Annotated in this window: 21 protein-coding genes; 10 read left to right on the top strand and 11 right to left on the bottom strand. The window is 64.6% G+C overall.

Annotated elements, in window-relative coordinates; genetic code table 11:
* Positions 1 to 38: 38 nt before the first annotated feature.
* The 7 genes from ACRQ5Q_RS12670 to ACRQ5Q_RS12640 all read right to left on the bottom strand — a co-directional run bounded on the left by ACRQ5Q_RS12670 (position 39) and on the right by ACRQ5Q_RS12640 (position 5923).
* A complete protein-coding gene (locus ACRQ5Q_RS12670; protein WP_439398078.1) occupies positions 39 to 452 on the bottom strand; it encodes a hypothetical protein in 414 nt (137 codons plus the stop codon).
* 61 nt (positions 453 to 513) lie between these two features.
* Complete coding sequence (locus tag ACRQ5Q_RS12665) at positions 514 to 681, bottom strand: hypothetical protein (protein ID WP_439369702.1); 168 nt, start codon at positions 679 to 681, stop codon at positions 514 to 516.
* Between the two features lie 129 nt (positions 682 to 810).
* On the bottom strand, positions 811 to 1044 hold the full coding sequence (locus tag ACRQ5Q_RS12660; RefSeq protein WP_439398076.1) for a hypothetical protein: 234 nt from the start codon (positions 1042 to 1044) through the stop codon (positions 811 to 813).
* On the bottom strand, positions 1041 to 1334 hold the full coding sequence (locus ACRQ5Q_RS12655) for a hypothetical protein (RefSeq protein WP_439369704.1): 294 nt from the start codon (positions 1332 to 1334) through the stop codon (positions 1041 to 1043). The genes ACRQ5Q_RS12660 and ACRQ5Q_RS12655 overlap by 4 nt, the downstream gene beginning before the upstream one ends.
* A gap of 131 nt (positions 1335 to 1465) precedes the next feature.
* Positions 1466 to 1825: a hypothetical protein gene (locus ACRQ5Q_RS12650; RefSeq protein WP_439369705.1), complete on the bottom strand. Its 360-nt coding sequence runs from the start codon at positions 1823 to 1825 to the stop codon at positions 1466 to 1468.
* Between the two features lie 109 nt (positions 1826 to 1934).
* On the bottom strand, positions 1935 to 4397 hold the full coding sequence (locus tag ACRQ5Q_RS12645; protein ID WP_439398074.1) for a TonB-dependent receptor: 2463 nt from the start codon (positions 4395 to 4397) through the stop codon (positions 1935 to 1937).
* Positions 4398 to 4564: 167 nt separating this feature from the next.
* Positions 4565 to 5923 carry a histidine kinase gene (locus tag ACRQ5Q_RS12640; protein ID WP_439398072.1) on the bottom strand — a complete coding sequence of 453 codons (1359 nt, stop codon included), beginning with the start codon at positions 5921 to 5923 and terminating at the stop codon, positions 4565 to 4567.
* Positions 5924 to 6117: 194 nt separating this feature from the next.
* Here ACRQ5Q_RS12640 and ACRQ5Q_RS12635 point away from each other — a divergent pair, with 194 nt between their 5' ends.
* Both ACRQ5Q_RS12635 and fghA read left to right on the top strand, forming a co-directional pair.
* The gene (locus ACRQ5Q_RS12635; RefSeq protein ID WP_439369708.1) at positions 6118 to 6738 is read left to right on the top strand and encodes a response regulator; all 621 of its coding nucleotides are present in this window, start codon (positions 6118 to 6120) and stop codon (positions 6736 to 6738) included.
* A gap of 76 nt (positions 6739 to 6814) precedes the next feature.
* Entirely contained in the window at positions 6815 to 7660 is an 846-nt protein-coding gene (gene fghA, locus ACRQ5Q_RS12630) for an S-formylglutathione hydrolase (protein ID WP_439398070.1), read from the top strand.
* A gap of 25 nt (positions 7661 to 7685) precedes the next feature.
* Here fghA and ACRQ5Q_RS12625 read toward each other — a convergent pair whose 3' ends face one another.
* Positions 7686 to 8255, bottom strand: a complete 570-nt coding sequence (locus tag ACRQ5Q_RS12625; protein ID WP_439369710.1) for a DUF3280 domain-containing protein — start codon at positions 8253 to 8255, stop codon at positions 7686 to 7688.
* Between the two features lie 60 nt (positions 8256 to 8315).
* Between ACRQ5Q_RS12625 and ACRQ5Q_RS12620 the strand changes: the two genes are divergently transcribed.
* From ACRQ5Q_RS12620 to ACRQ5Q_RS12595, 6 genes are all read left to right on the top strand, one after another.
* A complete protein-coding gene (locus tag ACRQ5Q_RS12620; RefSeq protein ID WP_439369711.1) occupies positions 8316 to 9497 on the top strand; it encodes an ABC transporter substrate-binding protein in 1182 nt (393 codons plus the stop codon).
* 193 nt (positions 9498 to 9690) lie between these two features.
* A complete protein-coding gene (locus ACRQ5Q_RS12615) occupies positions 9691 to 10659 on the top strand; it encodes a YVTN family beta-propeller repeat protein (protein WP_439369713.1) in 969 nt (322 codons plus the stop codon).
* Positions 10656 to 11462, top strand: coding sequence for an ABC transporter ATP-binding protein (locus ACRQ5Q_RS12610; protein WP_439369714.1), 807 nt, complete (start codon positions 10656 to 10658; stop codon positions 11460 to 11462). Before ACRQ5Q_RS12615 ends, ACRQ5Q_RS12610 begins: the two co-directional genes overlap by 4 nt.
* Complete coding sequence (locus tag ACRQ5Q_RS12605; RefSeq protein WP_439369715.1) at positions 11459 to 12307, top strand: ABC transporter permease; 849 nt, start codon at positions 11459 to 11461, stop codon at positions 12305 to 12307. The genes ACRQ5Q_RS12610 and ACRQ5Q_RS12605 overlap by 4 nt, the downstream gene beginning before the upstream one ends.
* A complete protein-coding gene (locus ACRQ5Q_RS12600) occupies positions 12304 to 12918 on the top strand; it encodes a hypothetical protein (RefSeq protein ID WP_439369716.1) in 615 nt (204 codons plus the stop codon). Before ACRQ5Q_RS12605 ends, ACRQ5Q_RS12600 begins: the two co-directional genes overlap by 4 nt.
* 136 nt (positions 12919 to 13054) lie before the next feature.
* Positions 13055 to 13354 (top strand): copper-binding protein, encoded by a 300-nt coding sequence (locus ACRQ5Q_RS12595; RefSeq protein WP_439369718.1) that lies wholly within the window; start codon positions 13055 to 13057, stop codon positions 13352 to 13354.
* 247 nt (positions 13355 to 13601) lie between these two features.
* Here the strand turns inward: ACRQ5Q_RS12595 and ACRQ5Q_RS12590 are convergent, their stop codons facing one another.
* Entirely contained in the window at positions 13602 to 14156 is a 555-nt protein-coding gene (locus tag ACRQ5Q_RS12590; protein WP_439369720.1) for a PQQ-dependent catabolism-associated CXXCW motif protein, read from the bottom strand.
* On the bottom strand, positions 14153 to 15037 hold the full coding sequence (locus ACRQ5Q_RS12585) for a substrate-binding domain-containing protein (protein WP_439369721.1): 885 nt from the start codon (positions 15035 to 15037) through the stop codon (positions 14153 to 14155). The genes ACRQ5Q_RS12590 and ACRQ5Q_RS12585 overlap by 4 nt, the downstream gene beginning before the upstream one ends.
* Positions 15038 to 15166: 129 nt before the next feature.
* On the opposite strand from ACRQ5Q_RS12585, the gene ACRQ5Q_RS12580 reads away from it, so the two are divergent.
* Positions 15167 to 16090: a quinoprotein relay system zinc metallohydrolase 2 gene (locus ACRQ5Q_RS12580; protein ID WP_439398068.1), complete on the top strand. Its 924-nt coding sequence runs from the start codon at positions 15167 to 15169 to the stop codon at positions 16088 to 16090.
* Between the two features lie 51 nt (positions 16091 to 16141).
* Positions 16142 to 16960, top strand: a complete 819-nt coding sequence (locus tag ACRQ5Q_RS12575) for a quinoprotein dehydrogenase-associated SoxYZ-like carrier (protein WP_439398066.1) — start codon at positions 16142 to 16144, stop codon at positions 16958 to 16960.
* 216 nt (positions 16961 to 17176) lie between these two features.
* Here ACRQ5Q_RS12575 and ACRQ5Q_RS12570 read toward each other — a convergent pair whose 3' ends face one another.
* Complete coding sequence (locus ACRQ5Q_RS12570; RefSeq protein ID WP_439369724.1) at positions 17177 to 17536, bottom strand: hypothetical protein; 360 nt, start codon at positions 17534 to 17536, stop codon at positions 17177 to 17179.
* Positions 17537 to 17597 lie beyond the last annotated feature (61 nt).

Raw genomic sequence — 17597 nt, 5'->3', positions numbered from 1 at the left:
GGCAGGTGGATGCGAGGCGCCGGAAATGGCTCCCGCCGTCAGCGCGGGCGCCTGGGCAGCTTCGGAAGCTTTGGAAGCTTGTCGGGGTTGAACGCCGGCACCCGCTCGGCTTGCGCGGACGCCGCCGGCGGCTCGGTCAAAATGAGCGTACCACGGAGAACCATTCCTGGCACTTGTTGTGCCGTCGCCGTGTAGGTCGCGATCTTGCCGGGGCAGCTTCCCTCGATGTCCAGCGTCAGCTCGTCCTCAATACCGAAGATCGTCGCGCGTCCGTCGGTATGACGCTTCGTCGACAGTGTGGCGGTGAAACGGTCTCCATCGACCTTGCAGGAGCCGTGATAGGTCATCAGGCTGTCGCGGCCCCAGATCTGGCCGTCTGCAACATGGACGATTCCGGTGCCTTGATCGATTGGCGTCTTGTACCAAGCCGCGTAGGTACCGTCCTTCAGCATGGGAGCAGTCTCCCCTCGTAGTCCCCCACGAATAATCCGCATGAGCAGCGCTAAGAAAGCGTTAATCACGCGGCCCGTGACAATCCGGGACGTCCCTGTGCAGCTCCTCTTCAAGCTCCTCAATGATGCTGTGAAGCAGACACGCGGCAAGCGGGTCGGTCACTTCCCGCTCCAGGCGACGGTAACGCGCGATCTGGAATTGCCGCTCTTTCAACTGGTGCTCTGTCATCGGACGGACCCTCCGCCGAACTGACGCGGAGGCAGCCGAACAGTTTCGTTAAAGTTTTCGGATCATTTGACATGGTTTCCGATCAGTAAAAGCTGCAGCGCCGGCATTCGGCGCAGGACGCCTCCCATCCTACGGCACCTCGCCGCTCCTGCGCCTCTCGCCGATGCTGTGCGGCTTGTTGAGGAAGAACTCCCGATTGCCGAGAGCTGCTTCAGCGTATTGATCGATCGCGACCTGGATCGCCTCGATGTGCATGCGGCACCAGCCTTCGAGGCAGGACAGGCGCCGCACATGCTCGAGAGCTTTCAGGAACTCCGGGGGCTCCTGCATATCGGAGAAGTAAGTCGGCCTCTCACCTTTCATGCCCGCGCGACCTCTCTTGGCGGTACAAGGCTCGGCGGAACAAGGCGCCGTGGCGCCGGCCGCCGGCGGGGAACGAAGAGGCTGGCGACGACGATCGGGTCGGTGTCCCCGAGAGCAGCCCGCTCCTGGACGAGCCCGCTCATCACGGCGCGCATCTTCATGACCTCCTCGGCCACGAAGGTGCAGTCTTCGTTCCGGTTGATTTGCTCATGCATGATGGCCTCGGCCTCACGCATGCTCACACGTAACGCCCTGATGATTTTACGGATTTCATTGATGCGGTTGTCCATGGCTCGCTCCTTGGCTGGACGCGCAGCATAAGAACAAATCATGAACATTGAGTCAATCGGCCTGAAGTAGAACATGGCCGATCCCATCCCTCACGACGGGAGATGCGGCAGCGAAACGACGTGCCGCTTCTCTAGGACGACAGCCGAAGCCAGACGTCCTTGCTCACCAACGTACCGCTCGGCGTGGCGATCTCCATGTCCACGACATGGAGGGAGCCGGGCTCGTCGGCATAGATGTACCTTAGGTGCCACATGCGGCCGAGGTCCGGTGAAATGACGAAGTCGTCCAGTCCGTCGGTGATGGCCCTGATCGCCTCGCGGTGCGTCAGGGGTGCGGAAAACATCGTATCGATCAGGTTGGCGAGGCTCATGCCCTCGACGAGCATGAGGCGCGCAACCTCGTCACCGTAAACGTGTCGGAGCGCTGCAACGATAGCGGCGACGGCGTCCGGATTTTTCAATGACACGACAAAGCAAGCCTCCGGATCCATGATGCCGGAGGCGGGATATTTGAAGCAAGCTGTCTGCGCAAGGAGCGGACCAATGTCTGCTCTAACCCCCCACTTCGCCCGTGACGCGGACGGCCGGACCTCGGCGCGCCTAGAATGTCACGCGCAACCCCGCGTAGAACGCGCGCGGCCGGGCCGGGCTCAGCGAGCGCGGGTCCGTGAACTCGGCGCCGCCATTGGCGAAGTCGGGCAAGGCTTCACGGTCGAAGAACCGCCCGTAGGTGGCGTAGCGCTTGTCGAAGATGTTGTCGAGCTTGCCATAGAGCTGGATGTTCTTCGTCACCTGATACGAGGTGTGGAGGTTGAACACGGTATAGGACGGCAGCTTCGAATACTGATTGGACTCGTCGCCGACGAAATACTGGCTGGAAACGAACAGCGCGTTGCCGCCGACTTTCCAGACGTCGGTGACGTTGTAGTCGATACCGATCTTGACCCGGTGGCGGGGAATCGCGGGGATCTGGTCGCCGGGCAGGACCTGAATGGTCTCGGTCACGGGATCCCTGAACGGGCTTTCGGAGCCGAGCTCGAAAGCGTCGAGATAGCGTGCGTCGACGAAGGCGTAGCTCGCCTGGAACTGGAGCGTGGGCGATTTGATATTGACCTCGGCCTCGAGCCCCTGACGCCTGGTACGGCCGACATTGGTGAAATAGCCGAAGCCGGTGCGTCCGACCGCGGGAACGGCGGCAATGTCGTCATAGTTGGTGGCGCGGAACGCACCGATCTTCCATCCAAGAGAGCCGATGTTCAGCTCCTTGGTGCCGCGAAAGCCGGCCTCCACGTTCTCGGACACGACCTGCTTCAGCGGCGGGTCCGAAACCAGAAACGCCGCCAGCAGGCAGGGCCGGACCGGGTCGGCGCAGCCGAGCTCGAGCGGCGTCGGCACGCGGTTGGTCTCGGAATAGCCGGCATAGGCCGTCAGCTCGGGCGTGATCTTGTAGGTGCCGCCGATCACCGGATTGAAGCGGGTGAAGGTGTGGTCGCCGTTGAGGCTGGTGCCGAGCTGATCCTCCAGCGTGATGCGCGCCACGTTGAAGCGGCCGCCGCCGGTGACGGCGAAGGCATCCGTGACGTTGAACGTGTCCATCGCGTAGAGGCCGTTATATTGATTGACGGTCCGCAGCGAGACCGGACCTGCGACGGTGTCAGGCACGCCGGTCGGCCCGAGAAACAGGCCGCTGCCGCTGACGACGTAGTTTTCTGCGATCGTGCCGATCTCGGCGGTCGCGTTGTAGCGCGTCACACTGGCGTCGTAGCTTGCGCCCATCACGAACCGGTTGTCGTGCCCGAACAGTTGGTCGGTGTTGGTGGCCTGCCCCGACACGCCGAAGGTGGTCGACCGTATCGAGCTGCGGTCGATCTCGCCCAGGATCGTTCCCGGCGCAAAAGGATTGGCGAGCTGCACGCCGCCCGGGCCATTCGCGGGCGTGGTGTCATTGCCGAAGCAGAGCAGCGTCGGATCAGCACCGCATTCCTGCACGTCGGTCGGATTGCCATCGACCAGCTTCTGCTCGTATCTGCGCAGATGCGCGGTGCCTTCCAGCGTCCAGGTCGGCGTCGCATCGACCTTGCCGGTGAAATTGAGATAGCCGACGCGGTTGCTCGTGGTCTGCGGCGTCGTGTAGGTCGCGCCCCAATATTTGTCGAGCAGCTCGGCCGGAACGGTGGCGCTGGCGCCGAAATCGTTCTTGGCAACGCCCATGTTGACGTGGAATTCGCTGTCGCCTTCCTTGTAGCCGACGTCACCGTAGAAGCGCCGCACGGTCGATTGCGAGAAGTTGCGGAAACCGTTGTCGCGCAGGCCTTCGAGCGCGGCATAGACGCCGTAGTTCTTGTCGACCTGCTTGCCCCATTGCGCCGAACCCTGGACGCGACCGAACGAGCCGCCCATCAGATCGAGCTCGGCACCCTGATAGGTGAAGCCGTCCTTCATCTGCAGGTTGACCGCGCCGCCGAGCGCATTGAGCCCGAAAGCCGGGTTGTTGGTAACGAGCGTCACGGACCTGATCGCAGCGGTCGGGATCAGGTCCCAGTTGACGGCATCCGAAAAGGCTTCGTTGATGCGCACGCCGTTCTGGTACACGGCAAGTCCCTGTGGCGTGCCCGTCACGGGCGAGGCGACGAAGCCACGGAACTCGACATCCGGCTGAAACGGATTGCCGGTGACCTCCGTGATGTTGACGCCGGCGATGTTGTCGCGCAGCGCGTCGGTGACGTTGAGCGAGCCGGTGCGCCTGATCTGGTTGGCATCGACCGCGTTGATTGCCGAGGCGACCTTGTCGACGTCGAGACCCCTGCCGGTGCCTGGCGAGGTCGGGTAGACATAGATGCGTGGCTTGGGGCGGTTCGACGACGAGGCTCCCGTGCGCGCGACCGGCCGGGATGGCGTCGTGCGCCTCGCAGTCGAGGGCGACGGCGCCGTCACCTCGACCGGCGGCAGGTTCTGGACGTTGGTTTCCTCCTCCGGCGCGGCCCCGGCAGGGCTGGCAAAGACCAGCCCCGTCGACACCGAGACCATCAACAAACGACGCTTACCCCTAAGACGCTTGCCCATTCCCGCCTTCCCACCCCACCGGTGACCACCGGCTGTTCTGACTTTTCGCCGGTTGGTGCCGACGAGTGTAATCGGCAGGAACTCACGCGCCAGCCACAAAAGGTCGGATAATATCCGCACACGTTTTCCCGACCTAATCGGGAATTTTTCCCGATCGTGTCGCGCCATCAGGCCGCCGCCGTCGGCACCAGCGCCTCGATGGTCAGGCCGCCGTCGCCGGAGACAACGTCGAGCGTGCCGCCGAGCGCCAGAATCCGCTCGCGCATGCCGACGAGGCCGAAGCCGAGCTTCTGGCCCGGCTGCATGCCGCGGCCGTTGTCGCTGACCCGCACGCGGGCGCAGAGGCGGCCACCGCGCGTCAGTTGCTCCGCCGGCTCGATGACGACCTTGACGGCGGTGGCGCCGGCATGGCGGAACACGTTGGTGAGCGCCTCCTGCACCACGCGGTAGATGGTGAGGTCCGCGGTCTCGCCGGTCGTCCCCAGCCGCGGGGAGATCGTGGTCTCGATGGTGACGTCGGGATGCGACTCCCGCCACAGCCGGGACAGTGATTCCAGCGCCTGGCCGAGGCCGAGTTCGGCAAGGCCGACGGGCCGCAGGCGCTCCAGCACGCGGCGGGTGAATTGCTGGAGCGCGTTGATCTGCTCCAGGAGGGCGCTGCCATGCTTGCGCACCGCCTCTGCACTCGGCGCCTTGCCGTCCGCGAGCTTTGCCAGCGCGCTGGCATGGGCGCGCAGCGAGAACAGATACGGCCCGAATTCGTCATGCAATTCGCGCGCGATCTCCTTGCGCTCGACGTCCTGCAGCGACACCGCGCGCTCGGCGAGGCGCCGCTTGTCCTCGACCGCCTCGCCGAGCGTCGCGGCAAGATGGTTGAGCCGGGTGCAGATCGCGGCGAGCTCCGGCGCGCCGCCCGGCGCGACACGCGCCTCGTAGTCCCCACCTTCGAGCTTCCCCATCACCTGCGTCAGCGACTGGAGCGGTGCCAGCGCCCGGCCGACCACATTCATCATCAGGAAAAACAGCGCGAGCGCGACCACCGAGCCGACCTCGAGCTGGGTCACGATGCCGTCCCAAATCTCGGCGGTCTCGTCGTCGGGATGCGAGGTGATCCGCAGCGAGCCCGGGCTGCCGCGGATCGACACCGGCACGTTCACCGCGGTCTGCTCGGGATGAACCAGGTTGACGAACCACGCCGGTGGGGCGCGCGTGTCGTCCTCGGCGTCAGGCCGCGGCGGCGTCAACGGGTTCCCGCCGGAGTCGTGAAGCGCGATGCTGACATGGCGCAGGCGGCTGAGATCGCGGGCCATCTGGTTCAGCCGCGCATCCGGATCGGGCGCCTCGTTGAGATCGGCCACGATCATCTCGATGAATTCACGCGCGAGGCGGATCACGCTCTGGTCCTCGGCCTGCACGCGCGGCCCCGCCTCCGCGACCTGGCGGCCGATATTCACGGCGAGGCCCAGCGCCAGCAGCAGCGCCAGCAACAGGTTGATGCGCCCGCGCAAGGATAGATTCTGCCACATTGATGCCGCCCGTGCCTCGCGAAAGGTTCGCCCGCGCCTGTCTGACGACGTTGACAGGGACGAAGCGCCCGATATCTAATCGAAAGCGTACAGCAATCCCGGCCGGGTTGCATGAGGCGACATGAGGGCGCGCGGCGCTCCTGTTCGAATCATGCGGCGCGACAACAGGCCGTCGCTGTTACGGGGAAACGCCTATGCGCATTCTGATCGTCGACGATCATCCCATTGTCGCCTCCGGCTGCCGTGCCGTGCTGGCCGACGAGGGCGAGATCGAGATCCTGGAGGCCGCCGACGCCGAAGACGGCGAGAGCGTCTTCATCGTCGAGCGCCCCGACCTCTGCATCATCGACATCAACCTGCCGACGGTGTCCGGCTTCGAGTTCGCACGCCGCATCCTCGAGCGCGCGCCCGAGGCCCGCATCATCATGTTCAGCATGAACGACGACCCAGCTTTCGCCGCGCGCGCGATCGAATGCGGCGCCAAGGGCTACGTCTCCAAGACCGGCGACCCCGACGATCTGGTCGAGGCGATCCGTGCGGTCGGCGGCGGCGGCACCTATCTGCCCACCGCGATCGCGCGCAGCATCGCCTTCGCAGGGCCGACGCTGGCGCAAAGCCCGCTGTCGAAGCTGAACGCACGCGAGATGGAAATCTTGCGGCTGCTCAGCGCCGGCAAGAGCCTGTCCGAGATCGCCTGGCTGGTGCAGTCGTCCTACAAGACGGTGGCCAACACCTCCTCGATCATGCGACAGAAGCTCGGCGTGAAGACCTCGGTCGAGCTGGTCCGGCTGGCGATCGACAGCGGCGTCGCCTGACGACACGCGCCGCCGCAACTTCGGTCACACAAGCGTTGCAATGTTGATGTGGTTGGATGCCACTGGAGCTTAGGGCATGACGATTCAGACCGTCTCGACCAACAAGTCCTACGGCGGCGTGCAGGGCGTCTATCGCCATGCCAGCCAGGCGACCCGAACCGACATGGTGTTCTCGGTTTATGTTCCGCCGCATGCCGCCGGCGCCAAGCTGCCCGTGGTCTGGTACCTCTCCGGCCTCACTTGCACGCATGCCAACGTCACCGAGAAGGGCGAATTCCGCAGGGCCTGCGCCGAGCTCGGCCTGATCTTCGTCGCGCCCGACACCTCGCCGCGCGGGCCCGACGTGCCCGGTGATGCCAACAATGCCTATGATTTCGGTCTCGGCGCCGGCTTCTATGTCGACGCGACGCAGGAACCGTTCGCGCGCAACTATCGCATGTGGAGCTATGTCACGGACGAGTTGCCCAAGCTCGTGGCGGGAAATTTTCCCGTCGATGCCAAGCGGCAGTCGGTGATGGGACACTCGATGGGCGGCCACGGCGCGCTGACGGTGGCGCTGCGCAACCCGCACCGCTACCGCGCAGCCAGCGCATTCGCGCCGATCGTCGCACCATCGCAGGTGCCCTGGGGCATCAAGGCCCTGACCGGCTATCTCGGACCGAACAAGGACACCTGGCGCAACCACGACGCGGTGGCGTTGATCGAGGACGGTGCGAAATTTTCCGGCTTCCTGGTCGACTACGGCGATGCCGACAATTTCCTGAAGGAGCAGCTCAAGCCCGAGCTGCTCGACGCGGCCTGCAGCGAGGCCAACATCCCGCTGACGCTGCGGCGCCAGCCAGGTTATGACCACAGCTATTATTTCATCTCGACCTTCATGAGCGATCATCTGCACTGGCACGCGGCGAGATTGACGGCGTGATCTTCCTTCCCTTCTCCCGCCCTACTCACGGCTTGCCGTAATTCGGCGCCAGCAGGCGGTTGCGGATCAGGTAGCTCATCGTGCGCGTCCAGGATTCGTCGGTGTTGCCGCGCATGTCGGCGCTTGCGGCGGTGATCATGTTGCCGGTCTTCACGTCGCGCAGATAGATGTTCAAATTGATGATCAGGTTCGAGACCTTCTGCACCATGCCGGTGATCTCGAGCTCGGCGCCCAGCTGCCCGGCGAGCTTGAGGTCGCAGCCGCCACAGGCCTGCAGGTTCGCGCGACGGGCGGCATCCCTGACCGGCGCGATGTCGAGCACCTGGAACTTGCCCGACTCTGCCAATTCCTTGCGCAGTTGCTCGCTGATGCGCTGGAGCCGCGCCTCCTCGGGCTTGGAGCCGTAGAACTCGCCGGGCAGGCTGGTGTCGATCAGCTCGAAATCAAACACGGCGAGCTTCGGCGGATCGGCCAACGCGGTCGATCCCGTCAACGCCAAAGCTGCGATCGTCAATAATGCTCGCATGATCGTGATTCCCGCCCTCAGGCGCGCAAGGACGAAATGCGGGGTTGCATGCCCTGACAAATCGGTCATGTTTGAAGCAGAAACAATTCTCCACCGGCGGTCAAGCCGGGGAGAATGCCTGGAGGAAATATGATCCGATGGTTGGTCGGCCTGATCGGCTGGAGTCTTGCCGCGACGAGCGCGCTCGCGGCCGACCCTGTCACGATCGGCGTCGGCTATCTCGGCGTCGCCGGCACCAGATCGACGCTGTCGCTGGTCGAGCAGCCCGCCGAGAACGACGGCGTCGCCGGCGCCCGCCTCGCCATCGAAGACAACAACACCACCGGAAAATTCACGGGCCAGCGGTTTACGCTGGAGGAGCGCCGCATCAAGGAAGGCGAAGACGCGGTGCAGGCCGCAACCGCGCTCGCCGAGAAGAACGGTTTCATCATCGCCGATCTGCCGGCCGATGCGCTCTTGAAGGTTGCCGACGCCCTGCGCGACCGCGGCACGTTGCTGTTCAATGCCGGCGCGATCGACGAGCGGCTGCGCGAGGCCGATTGCCGCGCAAATGTGATCCACACCGCGCCGACTCGAGCGATGCTGGCCGATGCGCTGGGGCAATATCTGGTGTGGAAGAAGTGGTCGCGCTGGCTGCTGGTGGTCGGCTCGCATGAGGACGACAAGCTGTTCGCCGATGCGCTCCGGCGCACCGCGACGCGGTTCGGCGCCAAGATCGTGCAGGAGCGCACCTTCGAGGACAAAGGCGGCGCGCGGCGCACCGACTCCGGCGTCACGCAGATCCAGCGGCAGATGCCGGTATTCACGCAGCAGGCGCCCGCCCACGACGTGCTGGTCGCCGCCGACGAGAGCGAGGTGTTCGGCGCCTACCTGCCCTATCGCACCTGGGACCCGCGGCCCGTCGCGGGCTCGGCCGGCCTCGTGCCCCGCAGCTGGGACGCGTCGCAGGACCAGTGGGGCGCGATCCAGATGCAGAACCGCTTCATCAAGCTGAATTCGCGGCGCATGACCGCGCTCGACATGCAGGCCTGGACCGCGGTGCGCATGATCGGCGAAGCCACCTCGCGCACCAATTCCGGCGACGTCAGCAAGGTCACCGGCTTCATCAAGGGCCCGGACTTCTCGGTGGCCGCCTTCAAGGGCACGCGGCTCACCTTGCGCGACTGGAACCTGCAGCTGCGCCAGCCGATCCTGCTGGTCGACGGCCGCATGGTGGTGTCGGTGTCGCCGCAGGAAGGCTTCCTGCACCAGGTCTCCGAACTCGACACGCTCGGCTACGACCGCCCGGAGAGCAAATGCAAGCTGAAGTGAGCATTGTGCGATGAGTTCAAGCTGGTACCGCGACGACACTGGGCCCCCTCCCCCGCTCGCGGGGGAGGGTTGGGGAGAGGGTGTCTCCACGACGAAGACTCCCCACGAGGAAAGAGCCCTCTCCCGCATCGCATCTTACGATGCGATGCGACCTCCCCCGCAGGCGCGGGAGGTGAAACGAGCTCGCGGACAGATGTCGCGTAAGCTGGGAGCAGCGTTGCTGGCGGGTCTAGCGTTTGCGACAGCGCCCGCGCATGCGTTCATCGCTTATGTCTCGAACGAGAAGAGCAACACGGTCTCGGTGATCGATACCGACAGCTGGACCGTGACCAAGACCATCAAGGTCGGCCAGCGCCCGCGCGGCATCGAGTTCACGCGCGACGGCAAGTTCGTCATGGTCGCGGTCGGCGACGACGACACCATCCAGCTGATCGACGCCAAGACGCAAAGCGTGGTCGACAGCCTGCCCTCCGGCCCCGACCCCGAGCTGTTTGCCCAAGATGCGGCGGGAAAAATTCTCTATGTCGCCAACGAGAACGACAACACGGTGACGGTGATCGACCTTGAGAAGCGCGCCCGCCTCGGCGACATCCAGGTCGGCGTCGAGCCAGAAGGCATGACCATCAGCCCCGACGGCAAGATGCTGATCAACACGTCCGAGACCACCAACATGGCGCACTTCATCGACACCAGTTCGCGCCAGATCGTCGCCAATGTGCTGGTCGATGCGCGCCCGCGCTTTGCCGAATTCAAGCATGACTCTTCCGAAGTCTGGGTGTCCTCGGAGATCGGCGGCACCGTATCGGTGATCGACCCCGGCAAGCACGAGGTGATCGGCAAGGTCACGTTCGAGATTCCGGGCTTGCGGAAGGAGGCGATCCAGCCGGTCGGCATCGGCATGACCAAAGACGACAAGACCGCCTTCGTCGCGCTCGGCCCCGCCAACCGCGTCGCCGTGGTCGATGTCGCCTCGCGCAAGGTGACGAAATACCTGCTGGTCGGACAGCGCGTCTGGCACATGGCATTCACGCCGGACGAAAAATACCTGCTCACCACCAACGGCGTGTCGAACGACGTGTCCGTCATCGACGTTGCCGCGCAAAAGGTGATCAAGACCATCCAGGTGGGCGAACTGCCCTGGGGCATCACGATCACGCCATGACCAGCCCCGCTCCCATCACCGAACCGCGCGACACGCCGAAGCCCGATCCGGCCGCGGTGCCGGCGCTCGCGATCGATGGTGTCAGTCATTCCTACGGCCCGCGCCGCGCGCTGATGGACGTCTCCTTCAACGTGCAGCCCGCGAGCTTCACTGCGCTGCTCGGGCTCAACGGCGCAGGCAAAAGCACGCTGTTCTCGCTGATCACGCGGCTGTTCGGCATCCAGTCCGGCCAAGTCGGCATTTTCGGGCATGACGTCAGCAAGAGTCCTGGCGAGGCGCTGCGGCTGCTTGGCGTCGTGTTCCAGCCGCGCACGCTCGATCTCGACCTGTCGCTGACGCAGAACCTGCTCTATCACGCCGCGCTGCACGGCATCAGCCGCCGCGAAGCCGCCGCGCGCAGTGCCGATCTGCTCGGCCGCATCGGGCTTTCCGAGCGCGCCGGCAGCAAGGTCCGCGACCTCTCCGGCGGCCAGATGCGCCGGCTGGAGATCGCCCGCGCGCTGCTGCACCGGCCGCGTCTGTTGCTGCTGGACGAGCCGACCGTCGGCCTGGATGTCAAGGCGCGCGCCGACATCATCAGCCATGTCCGTCAGCTCGTGACCGAGCAAGGCATCGGCGTGCTCTGGGCCACGCACCTATTCGACGAGATCCTGCCCGGCGACGATCTCGTGGTGCTGCACCAGGGCAAGGTGCTGGCGCGGGGACCGATGAGCCGCGTGATTACGGAGGCCGGCGCGCAGGACGTCAACACCGCCTTCATGCGCCTGACCGGCGCGCAAACCATGCCGGGAGGCGGCTCATGAGCAGCATCACCACGCGCGATGCGCCGCGCGGTTTCTCGACCGCGGAGTACATGACCTGCCTCACCGGCATCGTCTGGCGCGAGGGCCTGCGCTTCCTGCATCAGCGCGAGCGCTTCGTCTCGGCGCTGGTGCGGCCTTTGGTGTGGCTGTTCATCTTCGCCGCCGGCTTCCGCCAGGTGCTCGGCATCTCCATCATCCCGCCCTACGAGACCTACATTCTCTACGAGGTCTATATCGCGCCCGGGCTGATGGCGATGATCCAGCTCTTCAACGGCATGCAGTCCTCGCTGTCGATGGTCTATGACCGCGAGATGGGCAACATGCGCACGCTGCTGGTGAGCCCGCTGCCGCGCGGCTTCCTGCTCTTCTGCAAGCTGCTCGCGGGCACCGCAGTGTCGCTGCTCCAGGTCTATGCTTTCCTGCTGATCGCCTGGTTCTGGGACATCACCCCGCCGCCATCGGGCTATCTCACGGTGCTGCCGGCGCTGATCCTGTCCGGGCTGATGCTGGGCTCGCTCGGCATGCTGATCTCCTCGGGCATCAAGCAGTTGGAAAACTTCGCCGGCGTCATGAACTTCGTGATCTTCCCCATGTTCTTCGCCTCTTCCGCGCTCTATCCGCTCTGGCGGGTGCAGGAGGGCAGCCCCTATCTCTATTATCTCTGCGCGGCCAATCCGTTCACCCATGCGGTCGAGCTGATCCGCTTCGCGCTATACGGACAGATCAACTGGGTCTCGCTGGCAGTGGTCGCGGCCTGCACAATCGTCTTCATGACCGGCGCAATTCTGGCCTATGATCCCTCGCGCGGGCTGGCGCGACGGGCGCCTGCGGGAGGCGAAGGATGAAGGTTCGGGTTCTGGCGACGGCTGTCCTAGTGCTCGCTGCTGCGAGCACGGCCGCGCGCGCGGCCGATCCGCGCTTCCCGGACTGGCCCTGCACACAGGCAAAAGTGCCGGAGATCTCGCTTGCCGCCGTCTGGGCCGGTCCTGCGCTCGGTGACGCCGAGACGAAGTGGAAGGACGACGCCAAGGTCAGCACCCTGGTCTCAAAGCTGGCCGCGCGCAAGACGCCGCTGGACGAGGCGGAAAAGATGGTGAAGGAGTTTCTCGCAGGTTCCGCCGCCGATAAGACTGCAAACGCCAAGCTGCTGTTCGCCGGCCTGTTCGACACGCTCAACGTCCAGCGCTCCCAGGTCATGCTCGGGCTCGAGCGCGTCAGCCGCAAGCAGCGCGACGCCGCCGACAAGATCCGCGAGGAAACGCTTCAGCTCCAGGCCCTGCAGAGCGCGTCTCCGCGCGACGAGGCCAAGATCGAGTCGCTCAGCAACGAGCTGATCTGGAAGACCCGCATCTTCGAGGACCGTCACAAGGTGGTGCGCTTCGTCTGCGAGGTTCCAACCTCGATCGACCAGCGCCTGTTTGCGCTCGGCCGTGTGATTCAGCAGGAAATGGAATAGCGTCAGCTACGCTGACGGCTCACGAAAAGTTCCCGCGATGGCCTCGGAAGCGTTAACCTTTTGCCGCGCTATCTACCGGAACCAAATCGATTTATGATGGCTTGTCGAAGTCAACTCCAGACGTCAGGAGACCTCGATGGGAACAACAAAATTCATTTTCGCGGGCGCTGCGGTCATCAGCGTGCTCGCCTCCAGCGCTCTCGCTGACGACATGACCGGAATGGTCACGCGGATCGATCGGCTCAACGGCACGATTTCGATCCAGCAGACCCAGAAAGGCACGGTCGGCGGCAGTGCCGGCGGCGCTGGCGCGCTCCAGGAGTACAAGACCAAGGACGCCGCGATGCTGGACGCGGTCCATGCCGGCGACAGGGTGACGTACTCCGCCACGGAGACCAACGGTACGGGGACGCTGACGAAGCTGCAGAAGCAGTAGCGCTGGTATTTTCGCCTCGCCCGCTTGCGGGGAGAGGCCGGATTGCATCGAAGATGCAATCCGGGTGAGGGGGAGTCTCGGCGAGTTCGTCCGATCGATTTAGCGACACTCCATCCACACCGTCATTGCGAGCGCAGCGAAGCAATCCAGAATCTTTCCGGAGGGACTCTGGATCGCTGCGGTCGCAATGACGAGGAGAGAATTGCGTCCCTCTCCAGCACCGTCATTGCGGAGCCAATTCAGACGCCTACTGCTCCGGGCGCGGCTCGGGCCGTGCATCTTCCGTGGGGAGGTTCGCGCGCTCCCAGCCGTCGGTGCCTTCAGGGTACCAGGCGATGTTGGAGTAGCCGTAGGCCTGCGCGCGCTTGGCCGCATTCCACGACATCCAGCAGTCGGCGAGGCAATAGATCACCAGCAGCGCGGCCTTGTCGCCGCGCGAGGCACGCGCGAGGCCGCGCTGGAGATAATCGTCCATCGCCGGCGGCAAATTGCCGTAGCCGGTATCGGGCAGCCAGATGCTGCCCGGGATGTTCTTGCGCGGGGCGTCTCGCCACACCGTGCCTTCGGGCAGGTTCTTCGGCTTCGGCGGACGCGGCATCACGTCGACAAACGCGCCGCTCCTGGCGCGCCAGATCGCTTCGGCTTCCGCCGTCGCGAGGACGCGCGCGTTCGCCAGCGTCGCCGGCACCGGCGCGCGGTAATTGTCGGTGCGGTAGTCCTCGGGCTCGAACGGCTCCTGCTGGGCTAAAGCCGGCGCCGCCAGAATGGCGGCAACCAGCACAGTGGCGACAGACCGTCTCATGGCATCTTCTTGGCGGTCTCCGCGCCGAGCGGCCGGTCGCTCTCGTCCAGCAGCGGCACGCCGAAATCGAGCAGGATCTTGTTGATCTCGCCCTGGTTCTCCTGGATCAGCCTGTTGAGCTGCCGCTTCCAGTTCTGGTCGGCGGGCCGCACGCCCATGCCGATGCGATAGACCAGCTTCGGCCCCGTCGTTTCCTTCACCAGCGGCGTGACATGGAGCGAAGAGCCGGCCTTCTTGGCGTAATAGCCGGCCATCGGCCCCCACAGCACGCCGGCATCGATCTTGCCGGCGGCGAGGTCGTCGATCATCGCCTGCGCCGAATTGTCGAACCGCGTATCGATCATCAGCGGATAGGGCTTTGCGTCCCCCATCAGGCCTGCAAGCGCCATGTTGGTTGCAGGCGGTGTTCCGGCGACGATACCGACATGCTTGCCCTTGAGGCGCGCGTCCTCGAGCGTGTCGACGTCCTCGAGACCGCTTCCGGTCTTGGCGACCAGCGCATAGGTCGTGCGGTAATAGGGATTGGTGCCCTGCACGAGGTCGTCGCCTTGCGGGAAGCCCATGATGACGTCGCAGCGATGCGCGCCCAGCGTCATCCGCACGAAGCCGGTAGCCTGCGGGAAGAACACGTAGTCGAGCTTCTTCTGCAGCTTGTCCGCCAGGAATTCGGCGAGCTTGTTCTCGAAGCCCTCGCCCTTCTCGTTCGAGAACGGCAGATTGCGCGGGTCGGCGCAGACGCGCAGCACCTTTGGATCGACCAGTTCGAACGAGAGATCGCCGGTCTCACTCGTCTGCGCAACGGCGACATCGCCGAGTGCGCGGCATGCAACCAGGACCCATAGTGAAAACAACCAGCGACGATGTCGTCCGGCCTTCGTCATCGCGCTTCCTCCTCGTTTTGTTTGAATGTTATCCATGCAACGCATGACGCACCATGGCTTGCCAAGCTTTGTGCTGGCCTTGCTTTGTTGCAGCGCAATGCGGAAAACCCTTGGAACTGAGGCGGAAAAGTGTCTCGCATTGCCCTCGTGATCGCAGCCTTGTCCCTCGGAACAGCGACGCTAGCACGCGCCGGCGCGGCCGAATTGCCTGTGAGCGAAGTGGCGCCGGGAATCTTCGTACACTCCGGGACCATCGCCCTGATGAGCCGCGAGAACGCTGGCGACATCGCCAATGTCGGCTTTATCGTCGGCGAAGATGCGGTGGCCGTGGTCGACACCGGCGGCAGTTTTCGCGAGGGCGAGGCGCTGCTGGCGGCGGTGAAGGCACGCACCACCAAGCCAATCCGCTACGTCGTCAACACCCACGGCCATCCCGATCATGTCTTCGGCAACGCCGCCTTCGTGGCGGAGGGAACCAGCTTCGCCGGGCACAGCAAGCTGCCGCAGGCGCTGGCGAGCCGCGGGCCGTTCTATCTCGACAATTTCAGACGCATCATGGGCGGCGAGCTGATCGATTCCGTGAAGATCGTGCCGCCCACCCTGCTCGTGACGGACACATTGACGCTCCACCTCGGCTCGCGCCGCCTGACCTTGCGCGCATGGCCGGTCGGGCACAGCGACAATGATCTGACCGTGTTCGACGAGAGCACAAAGACCCTGTTCGCCGGCGATCTCGTCTTTCTCCGCCACATCCCGGTGATGGACGGCAGCATCCGCGGCTGGCTGACGTCGCTGAAGGATTTGGAGGCCATCCCCGCACTGCGCGTCGTTCCCGGTCACGGCCCTGTGAGCGCTTGGCCTGCCGCGCTGACTGAAGAGCGGCGTTACTTGTCAACGCTGCTGTCTGACGTCCGCGCCCTGAACAAGAAGGGCCAGCCGATCCGCGTTGCCGCGGACGAGGCGGCCGCCGGGGAGCGGCCGCACTGGCAATTGTTCGACGACTACAACGCCCGCAACGCAACTGCAGCATTTTCGGAAATTGAATGGGAGTAGCGGGCGCGCTACGCTCAGGCCGAATTCTGCTTCGCGCGCAGGATCATGACCATGACGGGATGCACACGCCGCCTGCCCCTGATCGCCCTGCTCCTCGGCATCGCCTTCGCCGTGCCGGCGCAGGCGGAAGAGGCCTACGATCCCTGGCCGAGCCTGGTGCAGGACATCTTCAGCAACCGTCCGATGAACGACGGTGCCGACATCATCGGCATCGAGATGCCGTATCGCGCCGAGGACGCGGCGATCGTGCCGGTGACTCTGCGCAGCAAGCTGTCGCCGGCTGATAGCCGCCGCATCCGCTTCATCACGCTGGTGATCGACCGCAATCCCGCGCCGATGGCGGCGAAGTTCGAGCTCGGGGCGGATGCCAATGTCACGGAAATCTCGACCCGCGTGCGCGTCAACAACTACACCGATGTCCATGCGGTGGCCGAGCTGAGCGACGGCCAGCTCTACGTCTCGAAAGTCTATGTGAAGGCCTCCGGCGGTTGCTCCGCACCGGCGGGAAAGAACATCGAGGAAGCAAGGAACCGGCTCGGCCAGATGCGCTACCGGCAATTCGCCCGTGAGGACGGTCCTGCGAGCCGCGTCCGCGAGGCTCAGATCATGATCGGCCATCCCAACAATTCCGGGCTGCAGATGGACCAGGTCACGCAGCTCTATATTCCCTCCTTCTTCATCAACCAGCTGAAGCTGACGCAGGACGACAGCCCCGTGCTGTCCATGGAAGCCGGCATCTCGATCTCGGAAGATCCCAATCTGCGCTTCACCTACGTCTCCAACGGCGCCAAGCGTTTTCGCGCGGAGGCAAAGGATACGGACGGGCACGTGTTCCGGAATGAATGGGACGTGGAGAAGCCGGGGACGTAGTTTCTCCAGGCTACCACTGACTCCCCTCTCCCCTTGCGGGAGAGGGTGGATCGCCGCGTAGCGGCGAGACGGGTGAGGGGTATTTCTCCGCAGTTGATACTGTTAGACGCCTGAGTATCTGAGTATGAGGAGACATACCCCTCATCCGGCGCTTCGCGCCACGTTCTCCCACAAGACAAGGGGAGAAGGAAGAGGGCGCCGTCTGTGCCGCAATAGCTAGAAACACCTCACCTCGGCTTCCGCCTGCGCCCGGCGCAGATCATTCACCGCCGAATTCGCCTGCTCCGAGGTCCGGAACTGCACGCCGAGATTACCGCGGACCTGGGACATGCTGAGCGCGGTCTCCGCGGTCACATAGCGCTCGTAGGGCACGATCGAGGCGACCACGTCGATCGAGCAGGAACATTGCTCGATCGCCGACCGTGTCTCGCCATTGGCCTTCATGCAGCCATAGACATATTCCGCGCGTGCTGCGGTCGGATAGTCATTGGCCTCCCCGGCCCGCGCCACGCATGCGGTCGCCGCCAATACCGCCCATGCGGCGACAATCGGTCGTAGCTGCCCGGCCAGTTTCATGCGCGTCCTCTCGCAGGTTGCGACCAAAGCTATGCTATGCCTATTGTCCTGAAAAGCACTC

Source organism: Bradyrhizobium sp. PMVTL-01, assembly GCF_051861855.1.
Lineage (GTDB): Bacteria > Pseudomonadota > Alphaproteobacteria > Rhizobiales > Xanthobacteraceae > Bradyrhizobium.
The sequence above is the reverse complement of the archived record's forward strand: the minus strand, read 5'-3'. Positions and strand labels throughout refer to the sequence as shown.

What these genes read in the sequence shown, in the direction of transcription:
- ACRQ5Q_RS12670 (WP_439398078.1), bottom strand. Translation starts at nt 452, where the DNA reads ATGCTGAAGGACGGTACCTACGCGGCTTGGTACAAGACGCCAATCGAT.
- ACRQ5Q_RS12665 (WP_439369702.1), bottom strand. Translation starts at nt 681, where the DNA reads ATGACAGAGCACCAGTTGAAAGAGCGGCAATTCCAGATCGCGCGTTAC.
- ACRQ5Q_RS12660 (WP_439398076.1), bottom strand. Translation starts at nt 1,044, where the DNA reads ATGAAAGGTGAGAGGCCGACTTACTTCTCCGATATGCAGGAGCCCCCG.
- ACRQ5Q_RS12655 (WP_439369704.1), bottom strand. Translation starts at nt 1,334, where the DNA reads ATGGACAACCGCATCAATGAAATCCGTAAAATCATCAGGGCGTTACGT.
- ACRQ5Q_RS12650 (WP_439369705.1), bottom strand. Translation starts at nt 1,825, where the DNA reads ATGGATCCGGAGGCTTGCTTTGTCGTGTCATTGAAAAATCCGGACGCC.
- ACRQ5Q_RS12645 (WP_439398074.1), bottom strand. Translation starts at nt 4,397, where the DNA reads ATGGGCAAGCGTCTTAGGGGTAAGCGTCGTTTGTTGATGGTCTCGGTG.
- ACRQ5Q_RS12640 (WP_439398072.1), bottom strand. Translation starts at nt 5,923, where the DNA reads ATGTGGCAGAATCTATCCTTGCGCGGGCGCATCAACCTGTTGCTGGCG.
- ACRQ5Q_RS12635 (WP_439369708.1), top strand. Translation starts at nt 6,118, where the DNA reads ATGCGCATTCTGATCGTCGACGATCATCCCATTGTCGCCTCCGGCTGC.
- fghA (WP_439398070.1), top strand. Translation starts at nt 6,815, where the DNA reads ATGACGATTCAGACCGTCTCGACCAACAAGTCCTACGGCGGCGTGCAG.
- ACRQ5Q_RS12625 (WP_439369710.1), bottom strand. Translation starts at nt 8,255, where the DNA reads ATGACCGATTTGTCAGGGCATGCAACCCCGCATTTCGTCCTTGCGCGC.
- ACRQ5Q_RS12620 (WP_439369711.1), top strand. Translation starts at nt 8,316, where the DNA reads ATGATCCGATGGTTGGTCGGCCTGATCGGCTGGAGTCTTGCCGCGACG.
- ACRQ5Q_RS12615 (WP_439369713.1), top strand. Translation starts at nt 9,691, where the DNA reads ATGTCGCGTAAGCTGGGAGCAGCGTTGCTGGCGGGTCTAGCGTTTGCG.
- ACRQ5Q_RS12610 (WP_439369714.1), top strand. Translation starts at nt 10,656, where the DNA reads ATGACCAGCCCCGCTCCCATCACCGAACCGCGCGACACGCCGAAGCCC.
- ACRQ5Q_RS12605 (WP_439369715.1), top strand. Translation starts at nt 11,459, where the DNA reads ATGAGCAGCATCACCACGCGCGATGCGCCGCGCGGTTTCTCGACCGCG.
- ACRQ5Q_RS12600 (WP_439369716.1), top strand. Translation starts at nt 12,304, where the DNA reads ATGAAGGTTCGGGTTCTGGCGACGGCTGTCCTAGTGCTCGCTGCTGCG.
- ACRQ5Q_RS12595 (WP_439369718.1), top strand. Translation starts at nt 13,055, where the DNA reads ATGGGAACAACAAAATTCATTTTCGCGGGCGCTGCGGTCATCAGCGTG.
- ACRQ5Q_RS12590 (WP_439369720.1), bottom strand. Translation starts at nt 14,156, where the DNA reads ATGAGACGGTCTGTCGCCACTGTGCTGGTTGCCGCCATTCTGGCGGCG.
- ACRQ5Q_RS12585 (WP_439369721.1), bottom strand. Translation starts at nt 15,037, where the DNA reads ATGACGAAGGCCGGACGACATCGTCGCTGGTTGTTTTCACTATGGGTC.
- ACRQ5Q_RS12575 (WP_439398066.1), top strand. Translation starts at nt 16,142, where the DNA reads ATGACGGGATGCACACGCCGCCTGCCCCTGATCGCCCTGCTCCTCGGC.
- ACRQ5Q_RS12570 (WP_439369724.1), bottom strand. Translation starts at nt 17,536, where the DNA reads ATGAAACTGGCCGGGCAGCTACGACCGATTGTCGCCGCATGGGCGGTA.